At 58.4% G+C, this 7,376-nt stretch carries 7 protein-coding genes, 1 rRNA gene and 1 other RNA gene; all 9 read left to right on the plus strand.

All coding sequences use genetic code 11. The features are described from left to right. Nucleotides 1–27 precede the first annotated feature (27 nt). Nucleotides 28–444 (plus strand): hypothetical protein, encoded by a 417-nt coding sequence (locus E6C55_RS08575; protein ID WP_136369360.1) that lies wholly within the window; start codon nucleotides 28–30, stop codon nucleotides 442–444. 99 nt (nucleotides 445–543) lie between these two features. Further along, nucleotides 544–809: signal recognition particle sRNA large type (gene ffs, locus E6C55_RS08580), an RNA gene on the plus strand. A 254-nt stretch (nucleotides 810–1,063) separates the two neighbouring features. Further along, the gene (locus E6C55_RS08585; protein ID WP_136369361.1) at nucleotides 1,064–2,248 is read left to right on the plus strand and encodes a two-component system sensor histidine kinase NtrB; all 1,185 of its coding nucleotides are present in this window, start codon (nucleotides 1,064–1,066) and stop codon (nucleotides 2,246–2,248) included. A 37-nt stretch (nucleotides 2,249–2,285) separates the two neighbouring features. Next, entirely contained in the window at nucleotides 2,286–4,094 is a 1,809-nt protein-coding gene (gene dnaX, locus E6C55_RS08590) for a DNA polymerase III subunit gamma/tau (protein ID WP_136369362.1), read from the plus strand. 15 nt (nucleotides 4,095–4,109) lie between these two features. Further along, on the plus strand, nucleotides 4,110–4,421 hold the full coding sequence (locus E6C55_RS08595; RefSeq protein ID WP_136369363.1) for a YbaB/EbfC family nucleoid-associated protein: 312 nt from the start codon (nucleotides 4,110–4,112) through the stop codon (nucleotides 4,419–4,421). A gap of 93 nt (nucleotides 4,422–4,514) precedes the next feature. Next, nucleotides 4,515–5,114 (plus strand): recombination mediator RecR, encoded by a 600-nt coding sequence (gene recR, locus E6C55_RS08600; protein ID WP_136369364.1) that lies wholly within the window; start codon nucleotides 4,515–4,517, stop codon nucleotides 5,112–5,114. A gap of 1,149 nt (nucleotides 5,115–6,263) precedes the next feature. Continuing rightward, a complete protein-coding gene (locus E6C55_RS08605) occupies nucleotides 6,264–6,527 on the plus strand; it encodes a DUF2508 family protein (RefSeq protein ID WP_136369365.1) in 264 nt (87 codons plus the stop codon). After that, entirely contained in the window at nucleotides 6,524–6,790 is a 267-nt protein-coding gene (locus E6C55_RS08610; protein ID WP_136369366.1) for a pro-sigmaK processing inhibitor BofA family protein, read from the plus strand. The genes E6C55_RS08605 and E6C55_RS08610 overlap by 4 nt, the downstream gene beginning before the upstream one ends. Before the next feature lie 370 nt (nucleotides 6,791–7,160). Next, nucleotides 7,161–7,376 (plus strand): 16S ribosomal RNA (locus E6C55_RS08615); the annotation flags it as partial.

The raw sequence follows: 7,376 nt of genomic DNA on the forward strand, positions 1-7,376 counted from the left end.
CCTACGGGATAAAGGGAGGTTTTTTTCATGTCAGGACACCGGAATCAACGTTGGATCGCGGCAGCGACACTCGTGCTGTCCATTGCCCTCGTCGGCACCCAGGCCGGATGCGGGGCCAAGAGCCATAACGAATCGAGCGGCTATACGGCGAACAGCTATGGGAACGACGGCTATCTGGGCCGGACGAACAGTTATCCGAGCATCCCCGGCCGGCATATGGCGCTGAACTACAAGAACGACGCCAATCTGGTCCAGCAGGCCATCAAGGATGTGCCTGGCGTGGCGGGAAGCAGCGTCACCTTCAACGGGGCGGACGCCTACGTGACGATCAAGCTCGATCGCGGGGTCGCCCAGCGGGAGGTCGCCACGGTGGAACGGCAGGCCGCTTCTGTTCTCCGGTTTAATTTTCCAAGATACACGATCCACGTTAAATCGGCCCGATGAATGAGGAGCAGGACGCGGGGCTGAAGGGAATTGCCCCCTGCAAGAGGAATCATTCCCTTCGGTTGCGTTAACGCCCGGAATTCGTTATACTAGGTCATGCCGTGCTAGACGGGGAGGTAGCGGTGCCCTGTAACTCGCAATCCGCTATAGCGAGGTTGAATTCCTGTTTGAGGTCTTGTCACGCAGGTTCCGGCGCGTTAGGCGTTGTGTCGATAGCAAGGTCCTTCGCAAGGGACGCCCATGAACCCGGTCAGGTCCGGAAGGAAGCAGCCGTAAGTGGTCACGTTCTTGTGTTGAGGGGCAGCCTTGAAGGAGCAATGCCTGCGCGTCCGGCTGGATGGCAACGATCGGGAGCAGGTGCACGGTCCTGAATCATTCACTTGAATATTGACGCGCAACATTAATCCTCAACTACTTCAGATAAGCATCTCAGCGTAGATTACCTACTGCGCGGAGGTGTTTTTTTGTGTCTATCAGACAATATAAGTTCCGGCTATCCTTAGCCTATCCGATACCGACGCAAAGCTTCTTTGGCGTCCATTGACGTCGAAGGCGCTGCGGCTTGCGTCATGCGACTTGTTCGACGTGCAGACTGGGAGACTGGGGGGGACCGAGGTCCATGCGTGATTCTGACGGCAGTACCAAGCGCAGTTCCAAAGGCAACGCGGAATGGAGAATTGTAGAGGGAGATCGTGAGGCCAGCATGACCGAACGGCTCTTGCAGAGCATCCTGGACGACGAGAATACGGGTGTTCTGCTTCTCGATGCGGAGCTTCGAATTCTGGAGGCTTCCGCCACCGTATGTCGGATTCTGCACAGCGAGCGGAGCCGGCTCTTGCATATGACGATAGATGAAGCGGCGCACGGGACGGGGGCGGAGCCGCTGCCGATCGACGCGAGTCTGCTGGACGGTGTGCCGTTCCGCGGGCGGAGCTACTCCTTCGGTTCCGGGAAGGATCGGAGGGAATGGCTGCTGGACGGCCATCCGATGTGGAGCGGCGCCGAGGTGATCGGGGCTCATGTCATGTTCCGCGATGTCACGCAGGTCATACGCCTCGAAGAGCAGATCCGGCATTCGGATCGGCTGAAGCTGATCGGGGAAGTGGCGGCGGGCACCGCGCACGAGATCCGCAACCCGCTGACGGCGATCAAGGGCTTCATGCAACTGATGGACAAGTCCCTGATCGACCGGGAGATGAACCGCGAGCGGGACTTCGTGCAGATCGTTCTCTCCGAGCTCGAGAGGGTGAACGGACTGGTTAACGATATTCTTCTCCTGAGCAAGCCCAAGGAAGTGAAGCTAAGCCCGACCCGGGTCGGCAGCATCGTCAAGGACATGATTCCCATGCTGCGGAACGAGGCGATCATGCGCGGCGTCATTGTCCATTACGAGCCGTGGACGGAGGGGCCGCTGATTCTGGCGGATAAGGAGATGCTGAAGCAGGTGTTCCTGAATCTGGGCAAAAACGCGATCGAAGCCATGGACGGAGGAGGCGTGCTGACAGTCCGGGAGCGGAGAGGCGCGGCTTCGGAGGTGGAGGCGACGGTCGATATTATCGATACGGGGCCGGGAATCGAGCAGGAGTATCTGGAGCGAATCTTCGATCCGTTCTTCACGACGAAGGAGCAGGGGACCGGTCTCGGCTTGTCGATCTGCCGCCGGATCGTCCATGAGATGGGCGGGGCGATTCAGGTCGAGACCGGGCCGGAAGGGACGATGTTCTCGATAGCGCTTCCGACTCTTGCCAGCTCGGATAAACGAATGACAGGGTTCGGTGGAGCGCTGCCGTTCGATGTTGTATAATGGGAGGAACGACAAGATACGACGGGAGCGGGATGGAATGGCCCATATTGCCTTGTACCGAGCCTGGCGCCCGCAGACTTTCCATGACATGGTCGGCCAGCAGCATATCGTCCAGACGCTGCAGAACGCGATCCGCGAGGATCGGCTCTCGCACGCCTACCTGTTCAGCGGACCTCGCGGGACGGGGAAGACGAGCGCGGCCCGGCTGCTTGCCAAGGCGGTCAACTGCGAACGGGGACCGACTCCCGAGCCGTGCAACGAATGCGAGGCTTGCAAGAGAATCGCTGCGGGCTCGGTAGTCGACGTCGTCGAGATCGATGCCGCCTCCAATCGCGGGGTCGAGGAGATACGCGATATTCGCGACAAGGTCAAATATTCGCCGACCGAAGTTCGGCGCAAGGTGTATATTATCGACGAAGTGCACATGCTGACGACGGAAGCGTTCAACGCGCTGCTCAAGACGCTTGAGGAGCCGCCGGCGCACGTTATGTTCATGCTGGCGACGACCGAGCCGCACCGGCTGCCGCCGACGATCATCTCCCGTTGCCAGCGCTTCGAGTTCCGCAGGGTATCGCTTGAGGAGCAGGCGGAGTGGCTTCAGGAGATCTGCCGCAAGGAAGGAATTGCGGCCGAGGAGGCCGCGCTTGTCTACATCGCACGCTTGTCCGACGGGGGGATGCGCGACGCGCTGAGCCTGCTGGACCAGATCTCGTCCTTCTCGGACGGGAAGGTCACTCTCCAGGAGGCGATCGACGCAACCGGAGGGCTTCCGGCCGAACAGTTCTCGCGCCTGGCGACGGCGGTGCGCGACTCGAACGCGTCGGCCGTGTTGCAGGAGATCGACGAGATGATGCGGGCGGGCAAGAGCGCCGACAAGTGCCTGGAGCAGCTCATGCATTACTTCCGCGATCTGCTTCTGGCGCAGCTTGCGCCGTCGGCTTCGGCTTCCGCGGGGAGAATCGCATCCCCCGCCGAATTGAAAAGCATGGCGCAAGGATTCCCGAGAGAGCGGCTGTTTGCTATTATTGATGTGTTGAACCGCTACCAGGCGGAGATGAAGTATGCTGCTCATCCTCAGACGATGTTCGAGATCGCTCTTCTGAAGCTGTGCGCCGGCGAGTCTGCGGCGGACGGCGGAGCCGCCCAAGGGCAGACGGCTGCGGCTTCCTTGCTCTCTCCCGCCGCCGGAGGGGCGGACGTTCAACAGCTTCAGAGGCAGGTTGCGGCGATGGAGCGTAAGCTGGAAGAGCTTCAGCGCTCCGGAGCGGCGCTTCCCGCCGAGGGGGACGCCGGCGGGCGTTCCGGCGGTGGCTCCGCCGTTCGCGGCGGCGGGGGTTGGAGCGGCCGCGGCGGCTCCGCGTCCGGAAGCTCCGGAGCGCCCAAGGTTGCCAGGCAGCGGATCAAGCTGGACCCGTTCGTCGCTTCCCGCAGCTCGCCGCTCACGCTTCAAGCGCTGGGCAAGTGGCCGCAGGTGCTTGCTCGCGTGAAGGAGGAGCGAGTGACGGTTCACGCTTGGCTTGTCGACGGCGAACCGGTCGCTTATGCCGAGGATACTGTCCTGGTGGCGTTCCGGAACTCGATCCACCGCGAGACGACAGAGAAGCCGGCGAACAAGCAAGTGATCGAGAAGGTTCTCTCCGCGGCTCTCGGGCATGCGACGCAGCTCGCTACTCTCTTGCAGAAGGAGTGGCAGGAAGCGCTGGCGGACGGTTCACGGGCGCAGGCGGATCAGCCGGAGGAGCTGCAGCTCGGAATCGACGGCGGCGGGGCTCCGCCGGGAGAGCCTTTGGTCGAGGAAGCGTATAAGCTGTTTGGAGAAGATCTGGTTGTTATTCGAGACGAATAGGGAGGCCATACTCTAATGAACAACATGAACCAAATGATGAAGCAAGTGAAGAAGATGCAGGAACAGATGCTGAAGGCTCAGGAAGAGCTCGGAACGAAGACGATCGAAGGCTCCGCCGGCGGCGGAGTCGTTACTGTGCAAGTTAACGGCCATAAGAAGGTTCTAAGCATCAACATCAAGCCGGAAGCGGTCGATCCGGAGGATGTCGAGATGCTGCAGGACCTCGTGCTGACGGCGGTCAACGACGCGCTCGGGAAGGCGGACGAGTTGGCCAACAACGACATGGGCAAGTTCACCGGCGGCATGAAGATTCCCGGCCTGTTCTAAGCCGCCCGAATTCCATTTAAGTAAAGAATCGATTCGGCCCACGCACGATGGAAGGTGCGTGGGCCGAATGAGATTAGAGGAGTTTGAATACTTTTGTTCTATCCAGAACCGATAGCCAAGCTGATCGATTCTTTCTCGAGGCTTCCGGGGATCGGGCCGAAGACGGCCGCCCGGTTGGCCTTCCATGTGCTGCGAATGAAGGAAGAAGACACGATAGACTTCGCGAAGGCGCTCGTGAACGTCAAGCGGAAGCTCACCTATTGCTCGGTCTGCTGCAACATTACGGACACCGATCCTTGCCGGATCTGCTCCGACAAGACTCGCGACCATTCGGTCATCTGCGTCGTTCAGGAAGCGAAGGATCTTGTGGCGATGGAGCGAACCCGCGAGTTCGCCGGACAATACCACGTGCTTCACGGCGCGATCTCCCCGATGGACGGGGTCGGTCCGGAGGATATCAAGATCGCGGAGCTTCTACAGCGATTGAGCGACGAGCGGGTTCAGGAGCTGATTCTGGCGACGAATCCGAATATTGAAGGCGAAGCGACGGCGATGTACCTCTCCCGGCTGGTGAAGCCGTTCGGCATCAAGGTGACGCGAATCGCCCACGGCTTGCCGGTCGGCGGCGATCTGGAGTATGCGGACGAAGTAACGTTGTCCAAGGCTCTGGAAGGGCGCCGCGAACTCAACTAAACCTTTTGCACCTTTTACGCTCCTGTGGGACGGCTCCCTGCGTCATCGATCCATCGATGATGGCCGGGGCGCTGTCTTTTTTTAATGATTCAGAATTTATAAGTTTCACGCTTATTTATTGCCTGAATCGTCTCCGCAAAGCTTCTCCGGCGTCGTAAGGACGCCGAAGGCGTTTTTGCTTGGGGGGCCAGTGGCGGGCCGAGGTGCAAATGTAATCGGAAATTCAGGCTTAATTGCCGGAATCGGACGCCGAACGCAAATTGTAGTCGGAATTTCAATCTTAATTGCCTAGAGCGGGCGATCAGATGCGAAATAAAGGCGGAATTTCAATCTTATTTGACTGCAACGAGCAAATGGAGAAAATTATGATTGAAATTTCGATCATAATTGCCGCAGCGCTCCATTCGTGCTCTTACAAGCGAGAGCTGGAGTCCTCCGAGAAAGCGAGCGAGGCCGCGGATACCGCCAGATACCAGGAACTTGCATGAAGCTGGGCCTTTGCCAGGAAAGTAGACGCCCCCACCATCCGCCGCTCCGCCGGGCTCAGGTGCGCAGTTTGTTTACTCTGTCCGACCATCCGCCGCTCTGTCCCGCCTATGTGCGCAGTTTCGAACCCATCCGAGGCTGGAGTGCGACGTTTGGTAGGCTGGAGTTTGAGTTGAGTTCGCATAAACGCGGCGAGTGCCCCTGTCGGCACAATGAATGTGAAATTTCACATTCATGGGATCGATAGTGGGCGGTTTGGACGATTATATGTGAAAAATAGCATACATAGAGAAAATTCGGGCCCGAGTTGCCGGATGTATGCTAAAAACCGCTTTAAACGCCGCGATTCCCTGCAAATTCACGCCGACGAATGCGAAAAACCGCATAAAATCGCAAAATCGCAACGGCAACGGACCGAAGGGATGAAGGATAAGGGGGCTGCGGGGAACTGCCAGGGCGATCAAGGCGCCTTCCCGGACGGTTCATCATAGGAGTGTCGGAAAGTATAAGCTCCGCCGCCGCCTCCTATCTTTTTGCTGGCTGGTGCACGTATAGTCTCTTCTCAATGCTTCCTCCCGGATTCTAAGCCTTCCGCAGCGGACATATATCTAGTAACAGGTTGTCTGCCTGACGGCGGACGGTTCGCGGAGGAGGGGAACGGCGATGTTGGGGAGGACAAGCAAGCGCAAGCGGTCATCGGCGGACGAGGCGAGAGCGCAGCTTCGGGAGGAGATTCGGCAGGCGCGCAAGGAGCGGGAGGTTGCCCAGTGCCTGTTTGAGAATGCGATGGAGTTCGAGCGGATCGATCATGCGATCTACACGTTGGAAGCGGCGGAGAAGAGGCTGGATATTCTGCTACGCGAAGCGAAGCAGGTATGGGGAGACTCCGGTGAGGACGGATATTCCATGCAGAGGGTGAGCCTATGAAAAACGTGTGGTTAGCGTTATTGGTTCTCTCGTCGGGAGCGTTGGTGTTCCTTATGATAAGGCGGCAATTGCCCAAGGGGTGGTTCGTGCGCTTCGGCACTCACCTGGTGTTGGCGGCGCTGGCCATCTATGCGATCAACTTCTCCGGCCTCGCGCCAGGCTGGTATATGCCGATCAATCCGGCCACGGTAGGCGTTGTCGCGGTGCTCGGCGTGCCGGGGATCGGGCTTATCTATGGGGCCCAGCAGCTTCTTTTGTCGTAAAGTGCTCGGAAATGGCAAATTAACGATTGACGATGCCCCTTCGGATGTGATACATTAAATCCCGCGCCTGATAGGCGCCGAGGTTGACCGGAAGGGCAGTCGAGCAAGTGGAATAAATTGCTTGTTGCAATCTGGTGGCCGGATGTGATACATTATAAAGGTCGCTGCTGAAAAGCAAACGACAAAAAGAGAATCAAAAAGCAACAACCTTGTTCCTTGAAAACTGAACATCGAGCGTAATGAAATAGTCGAGCGGAGCTTCGGTTCTGCGAGACAAACCAGCAGTACAGAACGAGCCTTCAAGGTTCTTCACAGTTGGACATTTCGACTCTCGGGATTTCCTCACGGAAACCCTGCCGTCGAAAGTCCCTTTATGGAGAGTTTGATCCTGGCTCAGGACGAACGCTGGCGGCGTGCCTAATACATGCAAGTCGAGCGGAGTTATTCCTTCGGGGATGACTTAGCGGCGGACGGGTGAGTAACACGTAGGCAACCTGCCCTCAAGACCGGGATAACATTCGGAAACGAATGCTAAGACCGGATACGCAAGCCTGGGGCATCTCGGGCTTGGGAAACACGGTTTCGG

Source organism: Cohnella fermenti, from assembly GCF_004801405.1.
Lineage (GTDB): Bacteria > Bacillota > Bacilli > Paenibacillales > Paenibacillaceae > Cohnella > Cohnella fermenti.

Coding starts and splice junctions, on each gene's coding strand:
- E6C55_RS08575 (WP_136369360.1), top strand. CDS start 28: ATGTCAGGACACCGGAATCAACGTTGGATCGCGGCAGCGACACTCGTG.
- E6C55_RS08585 (WP_136369361.1), top strand. CDS start 1,064: ATGCGTGATTCTGACGGCAGTACCAAGCGCAGTTCCAAAGGCAACGCG.
- dnaX (WP_136369362.1), top strand. CDS start 2,286: ATGGCCCATATTGCCTTGTACCGAGCCTGGCGCCCGCAGACTTTCCAT.
- E6C55_RS08595 (WP_136369363.1), top strand. CDS start 4,110: ATGAACAACATGAACCAAATGATGAAGCAAGTGAAGAAGATGCAGGAA.
- E6C55_RS08605 (WP_136369365.1), top strand. CDS start 6,264: ATGTTGGGGAGGACAAGCAAGCGCAAGCGGTCATCGGCGGACGAGGCG.
- E6C55_RS08610 (WP_136369366.1), top strand. CDS start 6,524: ATGAAAAACGTGTGGTTAGCGTTATTGGTTCTCTCGTCGGGAGCGTTG.